Below are 1,111 nucleotides of genomic sequence, written 5' to 3' on the forward strand. Positions count from 1 at the left end.
GCCCCGCGCGGCGGCGGTCGGCCGTCGGCGCGGCCCTACGCGGCGGGGCGTGGCTGGAGGCGGCGCGGCCCCGCGCGGCGGGAGCTGACCGGAAGGCGCTGATCGGAAGACGCTGACCGGAAGGCGCGCGGCCGGTTGGCGGAGCGGGCGACCCCGAACGGGCCAACCCGCCCCCCGAGCGGATGCGGACCCGTCGGGGCGGACGAACGCTGGGAGGACCAGGAGGTTCCTTCATGCGCTTCGTCTCGCGTCCGGTGGGCGCGGTGGTGCTGGTCGCCGGGCTCGCGGCGCTCGCCGCGCCGGCCGACGGGTCTTCGGGTGAGCCGCCGCGGCCCGTCGGCCGACTCTCCGTCAGCCCGGTCGCCGCGCACCCCGATGAGCCGGTGGAGCTGCGGGTGTGGGGGTGCGACGCGGCGGCGGGCACGGCCGCTTCCGCCGCCTTCGCCCGCGACGCGGCGCTCGTCCCCTCGGGCCGGGGCGGCGCTGGCCTGCGCGGCGATGCGCTGATCAGGGCCGGCGCCGGCACCGGTACGTACGACCTCACCGTGCGCTGCGACGGCACCGACCGGGTGGCCGCCGCGCGGGTGCGCGTGACCGCGGCCGAGCGGGAAAGCAGCGCCGAGCGCGAGGCCAGCGCCGACCGGCCGGTCCGGGACGCGGAGCCCGTACCGCCCGCTGCGCACCCCCGGCCGGTCCGGTCGCCGATCGCGCCGGTACGCGCCGGTGGCGGTGGCACCGCGGACGAGCGGCGCGCGGCGGCCGAGCGGGAGCGGGACGCGGCGGCCGACGGCCCGGCCCGCGCCGACGGCATCGGAGCCGGCACCGATGCCCGCGCCGACGCGCGAGGCGAGCAGGACGCGCAGGGCGAGCGAGGCGAACAGGACACGCGGGACGAGCGGGACGAGCGGGCGGCCCCGCGGCGCGGGCTCGGCGGCGTCGAGGCGTACGGGCTCGCGCTGGCCGGCGGCACCGCGCTCACCCTCGGCGGGCTGGCGCTGCGGCGGCGGAGCGGCCGGGCCGGCCGCCCCCCCGGCGGAGCGGCGCGGGGGCCCGCGGCTGGCCGCGGCACCAGCCCCCCCGGGCGGCCGGGGGCGGCGGACGGGCGGGGCGG

General features: G+C 82.6%; 1 protein-coding gene. It reads left to right on the plus strand.

The window, feature by feature from the left end; genetic code table 11:
• Nucleotides 1–233 precede the first annotated feature (233 nt).
• The coding region (locus AAHZ94_RS34415; protein ID WP_349997605.1) for a hypothetical protein at nucleotides 234–1,111 on the plus strand (878 nt) is incomplete at its 3' end.

Origin of the sequence: Streptomyces sp. HSW2009, from assembly GCF_040240285.1 — a bacterium.
Lineage (GTDB): Bacteria > Actinomycetota > Actinomycetes > Streptomycetales > Streptomycetaceae > Streptomyces.